At 69.9% G+C, this 18,384-nt stretch carries 23 protein-coding genes; 7 read left to right on the forward strand and 16 right to left on the reverse strand.

Annotation, left to right across the window (positions count from 1 at the left end; translation table 11 throughout):
* Positions 1 to 71: 71 nt before the first annotated feature.
* A complete protein-coding gene (locus K0O62_RS26475; protein WP_073856898.1) occupies positions 72 to 1,157 on the forward strand; it encodes a PAS domain-containing protein in 1,086 nt (361 codons plus the stop codon).
* On the opposite strand, the gene K0O62_RS26480 is transcribed toward K0O62_RS26475, so the two are convergent.
* Genes K0O62_RS26480 through ssd form a run of 7 tightly spaced genes read right to left on the reverse strand, consistent with a single transcriptional unit; the run spans position 1,154 to position 5,569 of the window.
* A complete protein-coding gene (locus K0O62_RS26480) occupies positions 1,154 to 1,585 on the reverse strand; it encodes an Rv3654c family TadE-like protein (RefSeq protein ID WP_264002300.1) in 432 nt (143 codons plus the stop codon). The genes K0O62_RS26475 and K0O62_RS26480 overlap by 4 nt on opposite strands.
* On the reverse strand, positions 1,482 to 1,778 hold the full coding sequence (locus K0O62_RS26485) for a TadE family type IV pilus minor pilin (protein WP_073856899.1): 297 nt from the start codon (positions 1,776 to 1,778) through the stop codon (positions 1,482 to 1,484). The genes K0O62_RS26480 and K0O62_RS26485 overlap by 104 nt, the downstream gene beginning before the upstream one ends.
* Positions 1,779 to 1,801: 23 nt before the next feature.
* A complete protein-coding gene (locus K0O62_RS26490; RefSeq protein WP_073856900.1) occupies positions 1,802 to 2,005 on the reverse strand; it encodes a DUF4244 domain-containing protein in 204 nt (67 codons plus the stop codon).
* Positions 2,006 to 2,017: 12 nt separating this feature from the next.
* Positions 2,018 to 2,575 (reverse strand): type II secretion system F family protein, encoded by a 558-nt coding sequence (locus K0O62_RS26495; RefSeq protein WP_073856901.1) that lies wholly within the window; start codon positions 2,573 to 2,575, stop codon positions 2,018 to 2,020.
* Positions 2,572 to 3,354 carry a type II secretion system F family protein gene (locus tag K0O62_RS26500; protein WP_073856902.1) on the reverse strand — a complete coding sequence of 261 codons (783 nt, stop codon included), beginning with the start codon at positions 3,352 to 3,354 and terminating at the stop codon, positions 2,572 to 2,574. Before K0O62_RS26500 ends, K0O62_RS26495 begins: the two co-directional genes overlap by 4 nt.
* Positions 3,351 to 4,517: a TadA family conjugal transfer-associated ATPase gene (locus K0O62_RS26505; protein ID WP_073856903.1), complete on the reverse strand. Its 1,167-nt coding sequence runs from the start codon at positions 4,515 to 4,517 to the stop codon at positions 3,351 to 3,353. Before K0O62_RS26505 ends, K0O62_RS26500 begins: the two co-directional genes overlap by 4 nt.
* Positions 4,514 to 5,569: a septum site-determining protein Ssd gene (gene ssd / locus K0O62_RS26510; protein WP_073856947.1), complete on the reverse strand. Its 1,056-nt coding sequence runs from the start codon at positions 5,567 to 5,569 to the stop codon at positions 4,514 to 4,516. The genes K0O62_RS26505 and ssd overlap by 4 nt, the downstream gene beginning before the upstream one ends.
* A 461-nt stretch (positions 5,570 to 6,030) precedes the next feature.
* On the opposite strand from ssd, the gene K0O62_RS26515 reads away from it, so the two are divergent.
* A complete protein-coding gene (locus K0O62_RS26515; protein WP_073856904.1) occupies positions 6,031 to 6,906 on the forward strand; it encodes an HAD-IB family hydrolase in 876 nt (291 codons plus the stop codon).
* A 390-nt stretch (positions 6,907 to 7,296) separates the two neighbouring features.
* On the opposite strand, the gene K0O62_RS26520 is transcribed toward K0O62_RS26515, so the two are convergent.
* Positions 7,297 to 8,034 carry a Fic family protein gene (locus K0O62_RS26520; RefSeq protein WP_073856905.1) on the reverse strand — a complete coding sequence of 246 codons (738 nt, stop codon included), beginning with the start codon at positions 8,032 to 8,034 and terminating at the stop codon, positions 7,297 to 7,299.
* Positions 8,035 to 8,159: 125 nt separating this feature from the next.
* Between K0O62_RS26520 and acs the strand changes: the two genes are divergently transcribed.
* Positions 8,160 to 10,106, forward strand: a complete 1,947-nt coding sequence (gene acs / locus K0O62_RS26525; RefSeq protein WP_220045479.1) for an acetate--CoA ligase — start codon at positions 8,160 to 8,162, stop codon at positions 10,104 to 10,106.
* An 11-nt stretch (positions 10,107 to 10,117) separates the two neighbouring features.
* Here the strand turns inward: acs and K0O62_RS26530 are convergent, their stop codons facing one another.
* Positions 10,118 to 10,780, reverse strand: a complete 663-nt coding sequence (locus K0O62_RS26530; protein WP_097933981.1) for a S1 family peptidase — start codon at positions 10,778 to 10,780, stop codon at positions 10,118 to 10,120.
* A gap of 111 nt (positions 10,781 to 10,891) precedes the next feature.
* On the opposite strand from K0O62_RS26530, the gene K0O62_RS26535 reads away from it, so the two are divergent.
* Both K0O62_RS26535 and K0O62_RS26540 read left to right on the forward strand, forming a co-directional pair.
* On the forward strand, positions 10,892 to 11,395 hold the full coding sequence (locus K0O62_RS26535) for a phage holin family protein (protein ID WP_073859310.1): 504 nt from the start codon (positions 10,892 to 10,894) through the stop codon (positions 11,393 to 11,395).
* A gap of 10 nt (positions 11,396 to 11,405) precedes the next feature.
* Positions 11,406 to 12,392, forward strand: coding sequence for an alpha/beta fold hydrolase (locus K0O62_RS26540; protein WP_073859309.1), 987 nt, complete (start codon positions 11,406 to 11,408; stop codon positions 12,390 to 12,392).
* Here K0O62_RS26540 and marP read toward each other — a convergent pair.
* The 4 genes from marP to nth are packed head-to-tail and all read right to left on the reverse strand — an operon-like array spanning position 12,380 to position 15,651.
* Positions 12,380 to 13,570, reverse strand: a complete 1,191-nt coding sequence (gene marP / locus K0O62_RS26545; protein ID WP_073859308.1) for an acid resistance serine protease MarP — start codon at positions 13,568 to 13,570, stop codon at positions 12,380 to 12,382. The genes K0O62_RS26540 and marP overlap by 13 nt on opposite strands.
* Complete coding sequence (locus tag K0O62_RS26550) at positions 13,567 to 14,331, reverse strand: NUDIX hydrolase (protein ID WP_073859307.1); 765 nt, start codon at positions 14,329 to 14,331, stop codon at positions 13,567 to 13,569. The genes marP and K0O62_RS26550 overlap by 4 nt, the downstream gene beginning before the upstream one ends.
* On the reverse strand, positions 14,324 to 14,974 hold the full coding sequence (locus K0O62_RS26555; protein WP_073859306.1) for a TlpA family protein disulfide reductase: 651 nt from the start codon (positions 14,972 to 14,974) through the stop codon (positions 14,324 to 14,326). Before K0O62_RS26555 ends, K0O62_RS26550 begins: the two co-directional genes overlap by 8 nt.
* Positions 14,971 to 15,651, reverse strand: coding sequence for an endonuclease III (gene nth / locus K0O62_RS26560; protein WP_234800290.1), 681 nt, complete (start codon positions 15,649 to 15,651; stop codon positions 14,971 to 14,973). Before nth ends, K0O62_RS26555 begins: the two co-directional genes overlap by 4 nt.
* A gap of 145 nt (positions 15,652 to 15,796) precedes the next feature.
* Between nth and K0O62_RS26565 the strand changes: the two genes are divergently transcribed.
* Entirely contained in the window at positions 15,797 to 16,048 is a 252-nt protein-coding gene (locus tag K0O62_RS26565; protein WP_073859321.1) for a hypothetical protein, read from the forward strand.
* Positions 16,049 to 16,189: 141 nt separating this feature from the next.
* A complete protein-coding gene (gene crp / locus K0O62_RS26570) occupies positions 16,190 to 16,864 on the forward strand; it encodes a cAMP-activated global transcriptional regulator CRP (RefSeq protein WP_019510750.1) in 675 nt (224 codons plus the stop codon).
* 91 nt (positions 16,865 to 16,955) lie between these two features.
* On the opposite strand, the gene K0O62_RS26575 is transcribed toward crp, so the two are convergent.
* Genes K0O62_RS26575 through sp36 form a run of 3 tightly spaced genes read right to left on the reverse strand, consistent with a single transcriptional unit; the run spans position 16,956 to position 18,365 of the window.
* Positions 16,956 to 17,738, reverse strand: a complete 783-nt coding sequence (locus K0O62_RS26575; RefSeq protein ID WP_073859305.1) for an MBL fold metallo-hydrolase — start codon at positions 17,736 to 17,738, stop codon at positions 16,956 to 16,958.
* 4 nt (positions 17,739 to 17,742) lie between these two features.
* Positions 17,743 to 18,204, reverse strand: a complete 462-nt coding sequence (locus K0O62_RS26580; protein ID WP_073859304.1) for a RidA family protein — start codon at positions 18,202 to 18,204, stop codon at positions 17,743 to 17,745.
* Positions 18,201 to 18,365: a Sp36 family protein gene (gene sp36, locus K0O62_RS26585; protein ID WP_097933991.1), complete on the reverse strand. Its 165-nt coding sequence runs from the start codon at positions 18,363 to 18,365 to the stop codon at positions 18,201 to 18,203. The genes K0O62_RS26580 and sp36 overlap by 4 nt, the downstream gene beginning before the upstream one ends.
* Positions 18,366 to 18,384 lie beyond the last annotated feature (19 nt).

Here is an 18,384-nt window from a genome sequence, read left to right on the forward strand (position 1 = left end):
GCATGTTCCTACGAAATCCGCACCCTGAGCGAACCCGGCTTGCGCCCCGAATCGCCGCTAGACTGCCTGCCATGAACCACGACTGGTTGCTCGTGGAGACGCTCGGAGACGAACCTGCCGTGGTGGCGCAGGGCTCCAGAACCAAGAACCTGGTACCGACCAGCAGTTTCCTCCGTCGGAATCCGCATCTGATGGCCATCGAGTCCGCCATCGGGGCGACCGTGCGCGCCGGGCACGGCCTGAACATCATCACCCCCAAACATGACCGCGTAATTCGTACCGAGGTGGTGTGCATGACCGACGGGGTGGTCCACGGGGTGCATCTGTGGGTGGGGCCGCCGGACGCCGAACCCCCGGAGCGCCCGATCCCCGGCCCGGTCAAATGGGACCTGTCCTCCGGTATCGCCACCGACACCCCGGAGTCGCTGGCCAACGCCGGCCGGGATGTCAGCGTCGAGGCCACTCACGGGCGGGCGTTCGCCGAGGATCTGCCGGCCCGCGCGTTGAACGCCAACGAGTCCGAGGTGCTGTCCATGGTGATCAAGGCCAAACCGGGCTATCAGCTGTGCAGCACCTGGGATGTCACCGACTACCGCGGCGAGCCGATCACCGTCGGTTTCGTCGCCCGGGCGATCGAGGAGCAGCAGGAGGACGGCAGCGATCGGCTGATCTGCCGGGCGATGAACTGGCGCAGCGTGCGCGAGGGTCCGGTGGTGCGCCCCGACGATCTGGCCCAGCGCATCCTCAACGGATTGGCCGCACCCGGCGTGCACCGCGCTCTGGTCGACCTGACCCACTGGCGGTTGCTCAAGTGGCTGGACCGCCCGGCCCCGTTCTACGACTGGCGGGCCTTCGACGGCGACGTACCGGCGCTGCATCCCGACGATTTCGACCAGACGCAGACCATGCGGGCCGAGATCGCGGGTGGCCCGACGGCGCGGGTGCTCCGGTTGCCCGCCGTCGGCGGGGGTTACACCCCGGTGCACGTCACCGCCAACATGGTGGAGATCGACGAGGACACCCACGCCGCACTGCTGTCCATGCGGCTGCCCACCGAGGAGGAGCTCGCGGCGGTCCGGGACGGTGCCGACCACTCGACCCGCACCAGCCTGAAATCTATTCTGCGCCTCGGCAAATCGACCGACTCCGCGGACTAGTCCGCGGGCCCGGCGCGGGCCCGGGCGGAGGCCCGCCAGCCCGGCACCCCGGCCGCGGCCTCGACGGTGATGACGGCGTCGAGCCCCTGCACGGTGCAGTCGGTGACCGCGGTGCGCACCGCCGCGGCAACCGACACCGCCCGGGCGCAGGCGACCTGATGCCCGGCCGCCACCCAGGCGGCCGCCGACAGCGCGGCCAGATCCGCCGCGGACTGGGCCCGGTGGCGCGCGATCACCACCGACCCCAGCACCGCCACGCCGACCGTCACGGCCGAGAGCACCGCGATCATCGCCAGGCCGACCAGGCTCGCCGACCCGGTGTCCTCAGCCGCCCGGCTCCACCGCCGACACCGCCTCGGCCGTGATGGTGATCCCCGGCAGCAGCGGCGATCTCGTGCTGACCCGGGCGACCAGCGTCTCACCGTCACGCCGTATCGAGACCACCGCACCGTCCGGCCCGGCCCGGCGCGCCGCCGCCGCCCCGTCATCACCGCGGGCGGCCAACCGAGCCGCCTCCCGGGCGGCATCCACGCAGCGGATCTGCAGCACCACGGCATTGAGCCCGGCCAGGCACACCACCAGCACCGAGGCCAGCGCGGCGATGGCGAACGCGGCCTCCACGGTGACCGCACCGCTGTCATCGGTCAGACGCTGGTGCTCAGCGCGCGGCTGATGATCTTCGACAGGGCGCTGACGATGGAGTCGCCGGTCACCACCGTGTACAGGATCGCGCCGAACGCCGCGGCGGCGATCGTGCCGATGGCGTACTCGACCGTGCTCATCCCGGATTCGTCCGCCACGACGAGCATCAACCGGGCTTGAAGGCCCCGAATAGTGCTGCGTACCATCACTTTCCCCTTTCACCACAGACCCGACCACATCAGGTCGCCGGCCAGCCCGGCGACCACCGGGACGATGCCCAGGCAGATGAACGCCGGCAGATAACAGAGCCCGAGCGGGCCGGCGATGAGCACCGCCGCCCGCTGGGCCGCAGCGTCGGCCGCGGCCCCGGCATCGACGCGCACCTGCTCGGCCAGTTCGGTGACATTGGTTGCCAGCGCCGCCCCGGAACTGGCCGAGCGGCGCGCCAACCGCGCCAGCACCACACCGTGCCGGTCACCCTGATCACCGGGATCCGCCCAGGCGCGTTCGGAACCGGCACCGAGGGCGAGCAGTTGCGCGGCGCGGTTGAGCTGCCCGGCCAGCGCGGGCGGCGCCAACTCGGCTGCGGCGGCGGCCGCCGAGGCCGTCGCCATGCCCGCGGACAGACAGGCGGCCAGCACATCGAAACAGGAGGCCGCCGCCAGCGGATCGGCCGGCCGGACACCGGCCGTGTCGCCGGATGGGGCTCCCCGGAGCGGCGCCCGCCCGGTGCCCACCAACAGCGCGGCAGCGAGAAACACAGCAGCCCAAGTCATATCGGCAGTCCCGCGACGATCCGGTCCGACCAGTACAGCCCCAGACACGACAGCGCGATCCCGATCACCAGCAGCACTCCTCCCGTGCCCCCGGAGAACAGGAAACCGAGCGGGTCCGCACCGATCAGTTGGCCCAGCGCGATCCCCAGCACCGGCATGCCGGCCAGCACCGCGGCCGTCGTCCGCGCACCCGCCAGCCCGGCCTCCACCCTGGCCCGGAACCGGTCCCGCTCCACGATGTCGTGCTGGGCGGCGCGCATCAGGGTCGCGATGGCCAAACCGTGCGAGGCCGCCAGCTGCCAGCACACCGCCAGCCGTTCCCAGCTGTCCGCAAGCGCGGACCGTTGCGCAACCGCCCGCAGACCCATCGCCACGTCGGCGCCGAGCCGTCCACGGGCGGCCACCAGGCACAGCCGCTCACCCACATCGCCACCGAGTTCGGCACCCGCGGCGCCGAACGCCGCCACCGGATGCGCACCGGCTCGCAGCTCCCCGGCCACCATGTCCAGACCGTCGCGCAGAGCGGCCGATTCGGTGGATCGTCGGCGCCGGACCGCCGCCGCGCGCCGGCGGGCGGCCAGGGTGATCCCGAGGAGGGCCGCCGCGATCAGCACCGTCGCCGGCAGCACGAGGGCGACGGCGAGCGCCACCGGCACAGCGGTGGCCCGTACCGTCCACGCCGAGGGTTTCCGGGCCCGGCCCACCCCGGCCAGCCTGGTCCGCGCGGGCGCCGGTGTCACCAGCAGTGCCGCGGCCAGCAGCACGGCCGCGGCGGTCACCGGATACCCCGCTCTGCCAGATGGGTGTCGAGTATCGCTGCACCCGAACCGAATCCGCCATCGGCATGCCAGGCGGTCCGGGCCTGCACCCAGCCCTGCGATCCGCGGCCCAGCACCGCGATCTCCGCGAGCCGACGTCTCCCACGGACATCGCGGCCGACGTGCAGGACGACCTGCACCGCGGCGGCGAGCTGACTGTGCAGGGCGGCCCGATCCAGTCCGCCGAGGCCGGCGAGCGCCTCCAGCCGGGCGGGCACCTCGGCGGCGCTGTTGGCGTGCACCGTGCCGGCTCCGCCGTCATGCCCGGTGTTGAGTGCGGTGAGCAGATCGACCACCTCGGCACCGCGAACCTCCCCCACCACGATGCGGTCCGGGCGCATCCGCAGCGCCTGGCGCACCAGGTCGCGGACGGTGACCTGGCCGACGCCCTCGATGTTCGCGCCCCGGGCCACCAGCTTGACCACGTGCGGATGCCGCGGCGCGAGTTCCGGTGCGTCCTCGACGCAGACGATGCGCTCATGCGCGTCGACCGCGCCCAGCGCGGCCGACAGCAGGGTTGTCTTCCCGGCACCGGTACCGCCGCAGATCAGGAATGCCAACCGGCCGGCGATGATCCGGTGCAGCAGTTCCAGGGCGGGCCCGGGGATCGCACCGCCGGCCGCCAGTGCGGCGAGGTCTTGCCGGGCCGGGCGCAGGACGCGCAGTGAGATGCAGGTGCCGGCGGCCGCGACGGGTGGCAGCACGGCATGCAGCCGCACCGAATCCTCCCCGAGACAGCTGATCTGACCGTCCACCCAGGGTTGGCTGTCGTCGAGCCGACGGCCGGCCACCAGCGCCAGCCGCTGGGCCAGCCTGCGCACCGACTCCTCGTCATCGAACCGGATCGCGCTGCGGCGCAATCCGTTCCCATCGTCCACCCACACCGCGTCGGGCGCGGTGACCAGCACATCGGTGGTGCCCTCGCCACGCAACAGCGGGTCCAGGATGCCCGCGCCGGTCAGCTCGGTCTGCAGGATCCGCATGCCGGCGAGCACCTCGGTGTCACCGAGCAGGCCGCCGGATTCCGCGCGGATCGCCTCGGCGACGACCCCGGGGCGCAGTGGTGCCCGTTCGACGGCAAGGCGCTCCCGGACCCGGTCGATCAGCGAGCCGGTGTCGGTCATGACGCGGGCTGCCCGGTGAGCATGCCCATGACGCGGTTCGCAGCCCGTGCCAGCGGGGACCGGGTTCGCATCCGCAGCCCGCCCCGCTCCAGCGCATCGGCCAGCCCCGGTTGTGGCCGCATGGTGGCGACCACCGGCAGGCCCACCGTGGCCGCGATGTCCGCGGCCCGCAGACCGCCGGGCGACGGACCGCGCACCACCAGGCCGACGTTGGGATTCACGGTCTTCACCCATCCGGCCAGCGCTCCGGCGGCCGCGGCCGACCGGACATCCGCCGGCACCACCATCGCCACCAGATCCGCGGATTCCAACGCGGTTTCGGCGGCCGGGCTCACCCGCCGGGGAACGTCGCAGACCACCGTCACCCCTGCGCGCCGGCCCGCGTCGATGACGGCGCCGAGCGGCCCGGCCTCGACATCCCCGCCGTCCCGGCCGCCGGAGAGCACGGTGACCCCGCGACGCTGCGGCAGCGCCGCGTGCAGCGCATCGAATCCGAGCCGGCCGTCCCGCAGGGTCAGGTCCGGCCACCGCAGGCCCGGCGTGTTCTCGGTCCCCATCGCCAGGTCGATGCCACCGCCCCACGGGTCGATGTCGATCAGCAGGGATTGTGGGGCCGACTGGGCCAGTGCCGCCGCGAACAGCGAGGCGCCCGCTCCTCCGCACCCGCCCAGCGTCGCCAGCACCGCGCCGTGGAGGGTGGTCGAGCCGTGGTCCTGCGCTGCCGCCGCCAGCAGGTCGACGAGCACCTCGTCCTGCTGGGGCAGTCGGACGACCTGTTGCGCGCCGACCGCCACCGCCGCCTTCCAGTCCTCGACGTCGGGAGCCGCGGATCCGACCACCAGGACCTGATCGCGACGGGGCAGAGCCTGCGCACAGAGCCGGCCGGCGGCCGGCGTGTCGAGCACGACCGCCCGCGCGCTCACCCAGACCGTGCGACTGGACGGGTGGTGGGCGTGCACCACCCGGGCCCCCGTCGCGGCGGCCACCCGGTCGATGTCGTCCCGCAGCGCCGGATCGTCGATCAGAGCCAGCACTGCCGCGGTCGTCGCCATGGCGTCCACCGTGCCGAACCGCGTCGCGGCGGCACCAGGGGTCGCCGGCGATCTGTGCATGCAGGGGTGATTGTGGAAAACCTCGGACCTTCGCCGAGCCGCCTCCGACGTTGTGCAACGAACGTAGAAAACCGCGTTCCGCAACGATCATGAACCGTGCCGACGAAATCGGCCCAGAGGGCTTTGATGAGCGAATTTTGTCCCACAAAAAGGACGACCCCCGCCAGGGGGGGAGGAGGCGGAGGTCGTCGTGTATCAGCCCCGGGAGGTCGGGCTGATCCACACTCGGCCATAGCCGAGTAAGGCCCACTATACACACGGAAATGCCCGGTCGCGCAAGTACCAATCCAGGACATTTGCCCAAATTGCGAAAATTTGTGCAGTTTGCGACACGTGGCGTGACCTGCCACTTTCCCAGCGTTGGGAAACCCGTCCCTCGGCCTGCACCTATGCTGTGACGCGTGACGGAATCCAATGGGCACGCCGACGAAACGGGCGCACCGGAACCCGCAGCACACACCGGCCAACCGGTGCGCACCGCCGCCTTTTTCGATCTTGACAAGACAGTCATAGCAAAGTCGAGCACCCTGGCGTTCAGCAAACCGTTCTTCGATCAGGGACTGTTGAACCGGCGTGCAGTCCTCAAGTCCTCCTATGCCCAATTCCTGTTCCTGATGTCGGGCGCCGACCACGATCAGATGGATCGGATGCGGACCTACCTCACGGATATGTGCACCGGCTGGGACGTCGAGCAGGTGCGTTCGGTGGTCGGCGAGACGCTGCACGAGATCGTCGACCCGCTGGTCTTCGCGGAGGCCGCGAACCTGATCGCCGACCACAAGCTGTGCGGCCGCGACGTCGTGGTGGTGTCGGCATCGGGCGAGGAGATCGTCGCGCCGATCGCCCGCGCGCTCGGCGCCACCCACGCGATGGCCACCCGGATGGTGGTCGAGGACGGCAAGTACACCGGTGAGGTCGGGTTCTACTGCTACGGCGAAGGCAAGGCCGAAGCGATCCGCGAGCTCGCCGCCCGGGAGGGCTACGCGCTCGAACACTGCTACGCGTACTCCGACTCGATCACCGACGTGCCGATGCTGGAAGCCGTCGGGCACCCCTCGGTGGTCAACCCGGACCGCGCCCTGCGCAAGGAGGCGGCCGCCCGATCCTGGCCGGTGCTGACCTTCAGCCGGCCGGTATCCCTGCGCGACCGGCTGCCGGCACCGTCGGGCGCGGCGGTGGCCACCACCGTGGCCGTCGGCCTCAGCGCCCTGGCCGGCGGGGCGCTCACCTACTCCGTGCTCCGCAAAGTCCTGCCCCGCACCGTTACCCGCCGGTAGCTGGGCGGGGAGCCGTAACGATCGGGATTCACCCCGGGTTGATACTTGATGTGACTGCGGTCACGTAGTACAAAGGAGGCACGGAAGCTCGACGAGGCCAAGGCCACATCGGAAGAGAAGATGTGATCTCCCGACTCAGGCTTCCCAGCGCGGATCCCCGGAACCCACGCGGAGCACATGCCGCGGAATAGGCAGAAGCGTTGTGGGCCTGCGGAATTGCGAGAAGCGAATGACGTCGACGACCCCTTGGGTGGGGTTGCAGTCGTAGCGCACCGGAAGAACGCCGAGGCCACCCACACAACCGACCTGAGCACGCATGGTAACCGGAGTCCGTGCTAGCGGGCGGCGAGCCGAATCAGACGAGAGTCTGACCTCGGAACGTCGCCCGCTTCATTTGCTGGCCTGTGCAATCGAAAGCGCTTCGCGCGCACCGGCAAGCAGCCCCTGACTGCTGAACACCAGCCACGCGCCCAAGCCGTTCGGTGTCCCCGACGCGAATCCGCGGGCGGCCGCCCGGTAATTGCCCGACTGCTTCATCCAGAACATCTCCGGCACGCCGAGCCCGTGTGGGTCCAGACCGGTGGACATCGTGATGAGCCGGGACACCGCCCGCGCCACCACGCCGTCGGCGGTGCCGAACGGCGCCAGCGTCAGCAGTTCCCCGTGCGCGACCGCCGCCAGCACGAAGGCCGGCACGTTGGTCCCGCCGGTCACCAACTCGGCCAGCATCTCCAGCCTCGGCCCCACCTCGGGCGCCGATCGCGGCCGCCCCAGATGCTCGTCGTCGACCAGATCCGCGGCCGCCAGCGCGTGCAGTCGCGCCAGCGCCTGCAACGGTGCGCGCTGCCACACACCGGTCAGCGCGGTGGCCCCGCCCTCCAGGGCTTCGGACACCCGCAGCGCACCGGCGAGCACCGGGTCGGGCTCGCCGTCCTCGGACAGGCTCAGCGACCCGCCGTCGAGCACCGACGACGCCCGGGCGGCCCGCAGCGAGGCCTCGGCCGCGGTGGCCGGCCAGCCGCGTAGGTTGGTGCGGTGCCGGTGGGCCCGGCCGAGCTCCTCGCGGGCCTCCTCTCCGGCGGCCACGACGCCCTCGAGGGCAACCAGCGGGGCGAGTGGATCGGTCATTTCGATTACGCTAGCCGACCGCTGGGCTCGCAATCTCCGACGCTCGGCGCAGTACGCGCGCCGTCCGCAGGGCTTATTGTGACGACCCAACGTTGGTGCAACCCCCGGTGACTACAGTCACACCCATGAGCAACTCCGCTTACCCGCCGCCCGCCGATTTCGCGGCCAACGCCAACGCCACCAGCGCCCTCTACGACGAAGCCGAGCACGACAGGCTGGCCTTCTGGGCCACACAGGCCAACCGGCTGTCCTGGCAGGCCCCGTTCGACGAGGTCCTGGACTGGTCGAACGCACCGTTCGCGAAATGGTTCGTCGGCGGAAAGCTCAACGTCGCCTACAACTGCGTGGACCGCCACGTCGAAGCCGGCAACGGCGACCGCGTCGCCATCCACTGGGAGGGTGAGCCCGTCGGTGACGCCCGCTCCATCACCTACGCCCAACTCCAGGACGAGGTGAACCAGGCCGCCAACACCCTGACCGAACTCGGCCTGACCGCCGGCGACCGGGTCGCCATCTACATGCCGATGGTGCCCGAGGCCATCATCGCCATGCTGGCCTGCGCCCGCCTGGGCGCCATGCACAGCGTCGTCTTCGCCGGCTTCTCCGCCTCCGCACTCAAGGCGCGCATCGAAGACGCCGCGGCCAAGATCGTCATCACCTCCGACGGCCAGTTCCGCCGCGGCAAGGCCGCCCCGCTCAAGGCCGGTGTCGACGAAGCGCTGCACGCCCTCGGCGAGGCCAGCCCCGTGCAGCACGTTCTGGTGGTGCGCCGCACCGGAATCGACGTGCCCTGGCAGCAAGGCCGCGATCTGTGGTGGGACCAGACCGTCCCCAAGGCGTCGGCCGAACACACCCCGCAGGCCTTCGATTCCGAGCAACCGCTGTTCCTGCTCTACACCTCGGGCACCACCGGCAAGCCCAAGGGCATCGTGCACACCTCCGGTGGCTACCTGACCCAGGCCTCCTACACCCATTCGGTCGTCTTCGACCTCAAGCCCGAGACCGACGTCTACTGGTGCACAGCCGATATCGGCTGGGTGACCGGGCACACCTACATCGTCTACGGGCCGCTGTCCAACGGCGCCACCCAGGTGGTCTACGAGGGCACCCCGGCCTCCCCGACCGAACACCGCCACTTCGAGGTCATCGAAAAGTACGGTGTCACCATCTATTACACCGCGCCGACGGTGGTGCGCACCTTCATGAAGTGGGGCCGCGAACTGGCCTTCGAGCACGACCTGTCCAGCATCCGGCTGCTCGGCTCGGTCGGCGAACCGATCAACCCCGAAGCCTGGCGCTGGTACCGCCTGGTGTTCGGCGCCGACACCGCCCCCATCGTGGACACCTGGTGGCAGACCGAGACCGGCGCGGCGATGATCAGCCCACTGCCCGGGGTGACCACCTGCAAACCGGGCTCGGCCATGACCCCGCTGCCCGGCATCTCGGCCAAGATCGTCGACGACGACGGCAACGACCTCAAACCCGCCATCGACGGCGAAGAGCACACCACCGGCTACCTCGTCCTGGACAAGCCGTGGCCGGCCATGCTGCGCGGCATCTGGGGTGACGACGAACGGTTCAAGGACACCTACTGGTCCCGGTTCGCCGAACAGGGCTGGTACTTCGCCGGTGACGGCGCCCGCTACGGCACCGACGGCGAGATCTGGGTACTCGGGCGCATCGACGACGTCATGAACGTCTCCGGGCACCGGATCTCCACCGCCGAGGTCGAATCCGCGCTCGTCGGGCACGCCGGGGTCGCCGAAGCCGCCGTGGTCGGCGCCACCGACGAGCAGACCGGCCAGGGCATCTGCGCCTTCGTCATCCTCAAGAGCCACGCCGCCCAAATGAGCCACGAACAGATGGTCGACGAACTGCGCGCCGAGGTATCCAAGGAGATCTCCCCGATCGCCAAACCCCGTGAGATCCATGTCGTTCCGGAACTGCCCAAGACCCGCAGCGGCAAGATCATGCGCCGCCTGCTGCGCGACGTAGCCGAAGGCCGCGAACTCGGCGACACCTCAACACTGTTGGACCCCAGCGTGTTCGAGGCGATCCGCGCCAGCAAGTAGCGCGGACCGGGCTAGCCGACCGGCACGAATCCCGTGCCGGGCCGGTTCTTGGCGGTGATGTCGGCGAGCACCGAGTTGATCGACATGGTGACCGCGGGCGTGTGCAGAGGCACGTACTTGACCACGCAGGTCGGTAGTTCCTCGGTGAACGCGCCGTGGATCATGCCGACGAGTCGGTTGTCCACGGTGACCGGGGCGCCGGAGTCACCGGGCTGCCCGCACACCTGGTTCAGGATGGTGCCCGGATCCTGTCCGGGACCCCAGGTGACGCCGCAGGAGTATCCGGTGGTGCGGCCGAGCTTGCAGGCGACCTGACCGAACGACGGGTCCGGGGCCAGCCCGTCGATGCGGAACCCCTTGACGGTGTTGACCGGACGCACCCGCTGCGGATCGAATTCGATGACGGCGTAGTCGAGGCTGTCGTTGCCGGCGACCATGACGCCCAGGGTTCCGGCGGACTGCAGCCCCTCGGCGGCGACCACGGCTCCGGGTCCACCGCAGTGCGCCGAGGTGAAGCCGACGAGCTTGCCCTGGGCGTCGTGCCCGATCGCGGTCAGCGTGCAGAAGGCGTGACCGTCGATCACGATCCCTGATCCCCCACCGAGTTCCACCGGTCCGTCCGCCTGCGCTGCCGGAGCGGTCAGCAGGGCCGCACCAACCAGCAGTGAAAACAAGCGCGCAACGTGCTGCCAGCGGTGCCTCAAGATGTCCCCGTTCAGTCGGTTCCGGCCATTCTATGTCGGCTATGACGGACCGCCCGCTGCTGACATGGCAACATAGCCCGCATGAGTAATGGGGACCGCAAGAACGGCGTGCCAGCCACCGTGACGTCGATTCCGCTCGTCGATCCACACGCTCCGAAGGTCGACCCGTCCATCGGCGACCTCGTCAAGGACGCCACCGCGCAGGTCTCGACGCTGGTGCGTGCCGAGGTGGAGTTGGCGAAGGCCGAGATCACCCGCGACGTCAAGAAGGGGCTGACCGGCAGCGTCTTCTTCATCGCGGCGCTGGTGGTGCTGTTCTACTCCACCTTCTTCCTGTTCTTCTTCATCGCCGAACTGCTCGACAGCTGGCTGTGGCGCTGGGCGGCGTTCCTGATCGTGTTCGGCGTGATGGTGCTGACCACGATCGTGTTGGCCCTCTTCGGTTATCTCAAGGTGCGCCGGATCCGCGGTCCGCAGCAGACCATCGAGTCGGTGAAGGAGACCAAGGAGGCGCTGACCCCGGGCCACGACCGGCCGGCGGAGGCACCGCGTCCCGCGCTCACCACCGATCCTTCGGGCTGGTAGCCACCGCGTCATGCACCCCCGTCCCGATCCGTCGGTTGTGCGCATAGACGGACCGTGGCGGCACCTGCAGGTCCACGCGAACGGCATCCGCTTCCATGTGGTGGAAGCCGAGAGCTCGCAGGGCGACCATCACGGCGGCGGCGACCGCCCGCTGGTGATCCTGCTGCACGGCTTCGGGTCCTTCTGGTGGTCGTGGCGCCACCAGCTGAGCGGGTTGAGCGACGCGGCGAGCGCAGCGACGGGGGAGATCAGACCCCGGGTGGTGGCCGTCGACCTGCGCGGCTACGGCGGCAGCGACAAACCCCCGCGCGGCTACGACGGCTGGACGCTGGCCGGTGACACCGCCGGCCTGGTGCGGGCGCTGGGCCACAGTTCGGCGACGCTGGTCGGCCACGCCGACGGCGGCCTGGTCTGCTGGGCCACCGCCCTGCTGCATCCGCGGGCGGTGGACGCCGTCGCGTTGGTCAGCTCACCCCATCCGGTCGCGCTGCGCGATTCGGTGCTCACCGACGCCGCTCAGCGCCGGGCGCTGCTGCCCTGGTTGCTGCGCTACCAGATGCCCATCTGGCCGGAACGCAAACTGATGCGGCACAACGCGATCGAGGTCGAGCGCGTGGTGCGCAACCGGGCCGGGGGCAGCTGGCAGGCCACCGAGGACTTCGCCGCGACGATCCGCCACCTCCGGGAGGCCATCCAGATCCCCGGCGCGGCGCATTCGACGCTGGAGTACCAGCGTTGGGCGGTGCGCAGCCAGTTACGCGCCGAGGGACGCCGATTCATGCAGTCCATGAAACGGCCGCTGACCATCCCGCTGCTGCATCTGCGCGGCGGGAGTGACCCCTACGTGCTTGCCGACCCGGTGCGCCGCACCCGGCCGTTCGCACCGCAGGGCCGGTTCGTATCCGTCGACGGCGCCGGTCATTTCGCACACGAGGAAGCCCCGGGGCGGGTCAACGACGAGCTGACCGGATTCTTCGGCGAGCTCTATCCAGGCTGACCGATGCAGGTGCCGGTGGGCACCGGCGTGGTGTTACCGACCTTGAGCCGCTGTGGCAGCACTTCTTGGGCGGTGAGCACGAACCCGGTGTCCGCGTCGTCGACGGCGGCACCGAACACCACGCCGAGCACCTTGCCATCCTTGTCGACCATCGGGCCGCCGGAATTGCCTTGTTTGACAGTCCCTCTGATGGTGTAGACGGTGCGGTTCACGGTCGTGGAGTTGTAGATGTCGGGGCCGTTGAGCTCGATCGTCTCGCGCACCCGGGCCGGCGTCGCGGTGAAATCCCCGCCGCCCGGGTAGCCCATCACGATGGCGTCGGTGGTCGGCTTGGCCTCGTAGTCGTCGAAGAGCAACGGCACCGACGGCAGGTCCGGGACGGCCAGGATGGAGATGTCCTGGTTCGGGTCATAGGACACGACGCTGGCCTCGTAGGACTCGCCGTTGACCTCGACGGTGACGGTCTCCGCCCCGGCCACCACGTGCGCGTTGGACATCACCCGGTTCGGCGCGATGACGAAACCGCTGCCCTCCAGCACCTTCTGGCAACTCGGCGCGACCCCGCGGATCTTCACCACGCTGCCGCGGGTCGCCTCCACGACCGGTGACGCCGCCAGCGTCGCATCGGGCGCGTCCACCGCGACGACCGGGGTGCGGCTGAAGGGCTCCAGCACGGCGGGCAGACCGGAGGTGTCCAGCAGATTCGCCAGTCGCGTCGGGACCTTCTTCAGCCATTCCGGTGCGAGCGCGTCGACCTCGCTGAGCACCTTGGAACCACGGACCGCCCCGGCCAGCGTCGGCTGACTGGTCAGCGGGGTCGCCAGCAGCCAGGCCGCCACCAGCACCGTGACCAGTTGCAGCGCCGAACCGATGAGCGAGTCGACCGCCCGCAGAACGGGATTACGGATGGCGCTGCGCACCGCGCGGCCCAGCACGACACCGGCGATCTCGCCGATCACCACCAGGGCCAGGATGAGGAACAGGGTCGCGAACAGTTTGGTGCGGGGGCCGTCGATGCCGCCGACCACGTGCGGGGCCAGCAGCACACCGGCCACCGCGCCGAGCACCACGCCGACGAAGGACAGCAGCGAGCCGAGCGCACCCGAGCGCCATCCGGAAACCGCGGCCACGAAGGCGACGGCGAGAATGGCGAGGTCGAGCCACTGGGACGATGTCATTGTTGGGCCTCACCGTACTGGCTGGCGCCACCAACCAGCGCCATTGCCTCGTTCAACTCGCGCACGTCGTCGGTGTCCCAGGGCTGCGCCCACCCGGCGACGTCCAGCATCGCCGAGATCACCTGCCCGGTGAACCCCCACACCAGCATCTGGTTGAGCAGGAACGCCGGGCCGGCGAACCGGCTGGTGTTGGCCTCGCGGTACACCATCAACCGGTTCTCCGGATTGATGAAGGCGCGCAGCGGAACCCGCGCGACGATCGCCGCCTCGGCCGGATCGACCACCCGGACGGGGCCGGGATCCGGCGAGTAGGCCAGCACCGGCACCACATGAAAACCGGTCGGCGGGATGAACATCCGGTCCAGCACCGCCAGCGGGACCAGCCGGTCGGTGTCGACGCCGGTCTCCTCACGGGCCTCGCGCAGCGCGGTGGACACCGGGCCGTCATCCTCCGGGTCCGACACCCCGCCCGGGAACGCCGCCTGACCCGAATGATTTCGCAATGTGGAGGCACGCACCGTGACCAGCAGATCGGTCGCCGGCGGCGGCCCGCCCGCGGGTCCGTCGACCGGGCCGGAGAACAGCACCAGCACCGCGGCGTCGCGTTTGGTGCCCGCGCGGGTGGCCGATTCGTTGGCGGCGCTGATCGAAGCCAGAACATCGGCCGGCACCCGGCGGCGGTAGGCGTCGGGCACCGAGGCCACATTGTCGACCAGGGGCCGCAACCAGTCAGGCGCAGCCAGAGGGGTGAGGTCAGCCAACCGGCACTCCTATCGAAGAATTCACCGCCGCGGCGATCTCATCGGCGTCGGTGAACGGTCGCGGCAGGATTTCGGCCACGCTACCGTCCGACGCCAGAACCACCGTTGCAGGCATCACGTTCGGAACCTTGAGCGCGGCCGCGACCAGGCGGCGCCCGTCCTGCAGGGTCGGCAACCGCACCCCCAGCTCGGCGAGTCTGAGCAGACCCGCCGTTTCGTTCTCGTCCTGGTGCACGGTCAGCACGGTGACCCGATCGCCCATCCGCCGCTGGTACTCGGCCAGTGCCGGCAGTTCATCCGCGCACGGTCCACACCAGTAGGCCCACAGGTTGAGCACCACGGGCCGGCCGGCCAGCGCCGGAGCGAGATCCACCATGGTGCCGTCCCCCGCGCATTCCAGACTGATCCCGCGCAGCGAGGTCGGACCGGGCGCGGTGCCGCCGGCCGGGCACGGTGCCAGGTCGGCGCGGGCACGGGGCTCGGCCAGAGCCTCCGGGGTGTCGGCGTCCCGGTGGTCGCGGGCGGCCGGGGATCCCGGATCGACCGATTGCGGGGACCCGGTGTCGAGCTCGCGCAGGAGTGCGTAGCCGAGCGCCACCAGGATGATCAGTACTGCCGCGGTCCAGCGGGCCGAACGGCTCACAGCCCGGCCAGCGCCAGCAGATGCTCGGTCTCCGGACCTTTCACCAGTGCTGCGGCGGTCAACTTGTCGGTGGGACCCATACCGAAAGACGGGCAGTCCTTGGCCAGCACACACACCCCGCAGGCCGGGCGGCGGGCGTGGCAGACGCGGCGGCCGTGAAAGATCACGCGATGACTCAACAGGGTCCACTCGCGGCGTTCGATGAGCTCGCCGACGATGTGCTCGACCTTCACCGGATCCTCTTCGTCGGTCCAGCGCCAGCGCCGGACCAGCCTGCCGAAGTGGGTGTCGACGGTGATGCCGGGGATACCGAACGCGTTACCCAGCACCACGTTGGCGGTCTTGCGACCGATCCCGGGCAACGTCACCAGGTCCTCCAGATTCGCGGGCACCTCGCCGTCGAACCGGGCCTCCAGCTGCTGGCCGAGGTTGATCAGCGAGTTGGCCTTGTTCCGGTAGAAGCCGGTGGGCCGGATCAGCTCTTCGAGCTCGGTGCGGTCGGCCTGCGCGTAGGCCAGCGCGGTGGGGTACTTGCGGAACAGCGCCGGGGTGGTCAGGTTGACCCGCTTGTCGGTGCATTGGGCCGACAGGATGGTCGCCACCGTCAGCTCCAGCGGGGTGGTGAAATCGAGCTCGCAGTAGACGTGCGGGAAGGCCACCGCCAGGGTGCGATTCATCCGCCGGGCACGCCGAACCAGCCCCAGCCTGGTCTCGGTCCTCTCGCTCACCCGAATCAGCGTACTGAAATGCCTGAGCAGCGCTGGTGCCGACCGGTGGCAAAACGTGATCCTGTTGAGACCTTGCCCGTGTTTACTCTCCCGTGTGTCTTGGTTGCTGGTCGCATTCATCCCAGGGTTGCTGATGTTGGCGACCTTCGGGCTCGAGCGCCTGGAAGCCGGTCTGGAGCGGGAGGACACGAAGACCCTGCGCCGGAACATCGGGACCGATTTACTGGAACGCAGACGTCCGGCTCCCCGCGATCCACACGAGTTCGCCGGCCTGCCGACGCGGCCGGCGGCGTCGGTGGGGAGCAATCCGCAATTTCCGGCGACTCGCCAACCCAATCGTGTGTAGCGTTGGCTCGTCGCGAAAGGCTTCTGCCCGCCGCGTCGGCGGGGCCAACCTCTAGAATGATTCCGCTAACCAGCTGTGCTGTTGGCCACGACATGTCAAAACGAGCGTGTCATATCACCGAAGAGCTTAAAGAGGGGCAACGTGGACGAGATCCTGGCCAGGGCCGGAATCTTCCAAGGGGTAGAACCCACCGCGGTCGCTGCGCTGACCAAACAGCTGCAGCCGGTCGATTTTCCGCGCGGACACACGGTGTTCGCCGAGGGTGAGCCCGGTGACCGGCTCTACATCATCACATCCGGCAAGGTGAAGATCGGCCGACGCTCCCCCGACGGCCGGGAGAACCTGCTGACCATCATGGGGCCGTCGGACATGTTCGGCGAACTGTCGATCTTCGACCCCGGCCCGCGGACGTCGAGCGCCACCACCATCACCGAGGTGCGCGCCGTCTCGATGGACCGTGAGGCGCTGCGCGCGTGGATCGCCGATCGCCCGGAGATCGCCGAGCAGTTGCTGCGCGTGCTGGCGCGTCGTCTGCGCCGCACCAACAACAACCTGGCCGACCTGATCTTCACCGACGTGCCCGGCCGGGTGGCCAAGCAGCTGCTGCAGCTGGCCCAGCGCTTCGGCACCCAGGAGGGCGGCGCGCTGCGCGTCACCCACGACCTCACGCAGGAAGAGATCGCCCAGCTGGTCGGCGCCTCGCGTGAGACCGTGAACAAGGCGCTGGCCGACTTCGCGCACCGCGGTTGGATCCGGCTGGAGGGCAAGAGCGTCCTGATCAGCGACAGCGAGCGCCTGGCCCGCCGAGCGAGGTAGCGAGCGAGCATCCAGCTCCGAGCGAGGTAGCGAGCGAGCATCCAGCTCCGAGCGAGGTAGCGAGCGAGCATCCGGCAGGGTGCCGCGCCACCTACTGTCTGAGGTAGTCGAGCTGGGCCTGGGTGGACTTCTCCGCCGCAGGCCACAGCTTCTTGTCCACATCGGTGTAGACGTGTTCGACGACCTGTCGCGCGGTCGCGTCCTCACCGAGGACCCGAAGGGCCGCGCGCACCTGATTCAGTCGTGCCTCGCGGTGCGCCAGATACTTCGCCGCGACCTCCGAGAGATCCTCCAGATCCGGCCCGTGCCCGGGCAGCACCGTGCGCCGGCCCAGTCCCTGTAGCCGGCGCAGCGAGTCCAGGTAGGCCACCAGGCTGCCGTCCTCGTCGTCGATGACGGTGGTACCGCGGCCCAGCACGGTATCGGCGGTCAGCACCGCGTCATCGAGCACGAACGACAGCGAGTCTGCGGTGTGTCCCGGGGTCGCCATCACGGTGATGCGCAGTCCCGCCGCGTCGATCACCTCGCCGTCGGAGAGCGGCCCGCCCATACCGCGCAGGAACCCGCTGCCCACCGCGCGCACCACCGCGCCGGTGCGTTCCACCAGCTTGTCGATGCCATCGGTGTGGTCGCCGTGTTTGTGGCTGATCAGCACCAGCGGAATCCGGCCCAACGCGGCGATCCGGTCGATGTGTTCGGCATCGTCGGGGCCGGGGTCGACGATCACCATCTCGTCGCTACCCGGTCCGCGCAGCACCCAGGTGTTGGTGCCGTCCAACGTCATCATCCCGGGGTTGTCGCACAGCAGGACCGAGACCGTCGCCGTGTCTGTTTCCACGACGGGTCTCAGCACGCCGTACGCGGGATGGGTCATCCGATCACCCGATCTCGACGATCGCTTCCACCTCGACCGGAGCGTTGCGCGGCAGCTCGGACACCCCGACCGCCGACCGGGCGTGCGCGCCCTGCTCGCCGAACACCTCGCCGAACAGTTCGGAGGCCCCGTTGATGACGCCGGGTTGCCCGTCGAAGCCGGGGGCCGAGGCCACGAAGCCGACGACCTTGACCACCTTCACCACGGCGTCAACGCCGACCAGGGCGTGCACGGCGGCCAGCGCGTTGAGCGCGCACTGGCGGGCCAGTTCCTTGGCCTGCTCGGCGGTCACCTCGGCGCCGACCTTGCCGGTCGCCAGCAGCTCGCCGCCGGCGATCGGCAACTGTCCCGCGGTGTAGACCAGGTTGCCGGTGCGCACCGCCGGCACGTAGGCCGCCAGCGGCGCCACCACGTCGGGCAGCTCGATGCCCAGTTCGGCGAGCCGGGCGGACCAGTTCTGGGTCACTGCTTGGGCTTCTTCAGGTAGGCGACGTGCTGCTCACCGGTGGGGCCCGGCAGCACCGAAACCAGCTCCCAGCCGTCCGAACCCCATTGATCCAGGATCTGCTTGGTGGCATGCGTCAGCAACGGAACGGTGGCGTACTCCCAGCGGCTCACTTCACTCATGGGGGCGAGCTTATCCGCC

This window comes from Mycolicibacterium diernhoferi (genome assembly GCF_019456655.1).
Taxonomy (GTDB): domain Bacteria; phylum Actinomycetota; class Actinomycetes; order Mycobacteriales; family Mycobacteriaceae; genus Mycobacterium; species Mycobacterium diernhoferi.

Bases quoted from the DNA above. Each gene is read 5' to 3' on its own strand.
- acs (WP_220045479.1), top strand. From the start codon at position 8,160: ATGAGCAACTCCGCTTACCCGCCGCCCGCCGATTTCGCGGCCAACGCC.
- K0O62_RS26495 (WP_073856901.1), bottom strand. From the start codon at position 2,575: ATGACTTGGGCTGCTGTGTTTCTCGCTGCCGCGCTGTTGGTGGGCACC.
- K0O62_RS26490 (WP_073856900.1), bottom strand. From the start codon at position 2,005: ATGGTACGCAGCACTATTCGGGGCCTTCAAGCCCGGTTGATGCTCGTC.
- K0O62_RS26535 (WP_073859310.1), top strand. From the start codon at position 10,892: ATGAGTAATGGGGACCGCAAGAACGGCGTGCCAGCCACCGTGACGTCG.
- K0O62_RS26520 (WP_073856905.1), bottom strand. From the start codon at position 8,034: ATGACCGATCCACTCGCCCCGCTGGTTGCCCTCGAGGGCGTCGTGGCC.
- ssd (WP_073856947.1), bottom strand. From the start codon at position 5,569: ATGGCGACGACCGCGGCAGTGCTGGCTCTGATCGACGATCCGGCGCTG.
- marP (WP_073859308.1), bottom strand. From the start codon at position 13,570: ATGACATCGTCCCAGTGGCTCGACCTCGCCATTCTCGCCGTCGCCTTC.
- sp36 (WP_097933991.1), bottom strand. From the start codon at position 18,365: ATGAGTGAAGTGAGCCGCTGGGAGTACGCCACCGTTCCGTTGCTGACG.
- K0O62_RS26475 (WP_073856898.1), top strand. From the start codon at position 72: ATGAACCACGACTGGTTGCTCGTGGAGACGCTCGGAGACGAACCTGCC.
- K0O62_RS26540 (WP_073859309.1), top strand. From the start codon at position 11,406: ATGCACCCCCGTCCCGATCCGTCGGTTGTGCGCATAGACGGACCGTGG.
- K0O62_RS26505 (WP_073856903.1), bottom strand. From the start codon at position 4,517: ATGACCGACACCGGCTCGCTGATCGACCGGGTCCGGGAGCGCCTTGCC.
- K0O62_RS26575 (WP_073859305.1), bottom strand. From the start codon at position 17,738: ATGACCCATCCCGCGTACGGCGTGCTGAGACCCGTCGTGGAAACAGAC.
- nth (WP_234800290.1), bottom strand. From the start codon at position 15,651: ATGAATCGCACCCTGGCGGTGGCCTTCCCGCACGTCTACTGCGAGCTC.